The following is a 795-nucleotide window of genomic DNA, read 5'->3' as shown; positions in this document are numbered from 1 at the left end:
CGTGCGGTCGACGTTCTCGACCACTCGGTCGAATTGCGCGCCGCGTTCTGGATGCGCAGCACCTCGATCGAGCGCGTGGCTTCGTATTCGTCGAGCGCGACGGACAGGCTCTCCACGCCACCACCGTGCGTTCGATGTCGCGGGCCAGCGCGATCGCATCCTCCAGCGCGAGCTTGGTGCCGAGCCGATCGAGAAATGCGCCGTGTGCGCCGCGTCCGCCCATCAGCACCACCGGGCGCGCGGCCGTTGTGATGCACCCAGCGCTTGCAGACCACGCGCGGGAAACGGATCCACTGCGCGGATCCGCGCAGGTGCGCCGCGTTGGAGATCAGCGGATGGCCCTCCAGCACCTTGGCGAAGAGCCGCTCGCAGAAGACGATGCCGTCCTCCTTGCTCATGTCCTCCAGGCCGGCGGCCTTCCACACCGGCTCGGGCGTCTCGACGATGAAGGTCGAGTGCGTCTCGTCGAAACGGTAGGCATGCGCCTGGAACCATCCCCATTCGGTCTTCTGGAAGTCGAAGGTGAAGGCGTCGAAGAGCTTGGTGGTGCCGAGCCAGACGAAGCGGCACTGCCGCAGGTCGATGTCGGGCTGGTAGGTCACGGCGTACTTCTGGCGCAGGCGGCTGTTGAGGCCATCGGCCGCGATGATCAGGTCGCATCGATGTCCGCGTCGTCGACGACCTCGGTCTCGTAGCGGATCGCGACGCCCAGTTGCTCGCAGCGCGCGCGCAGGATGTCCAGCAGCTTGCGGCGGCCGATGCCGCAGAAGCCATGCCCGCCCGAGACCATGGTGC

The 795-nt window shown here is 67.2% G+C and carries 1 pseudogene; it reads right to left on the bottom strand.

Going from position 1 to position 795, the window contains the following annotated elements:
* Positions 1-795 (bottom strand): annotated as a pseudogene (locus tag FUT87_RS26600) (FAD-dependent monooxygenase); the annotation flags it as partial.

The sequence above is a fragment of the Mitsuaria sp. TWR114 genome (assembly GCF_007997345.1).
Note: the sequence above shows the minus strand (reverse complement) of the source record. Positions and strands in the feature narration are given on the sequence as shown.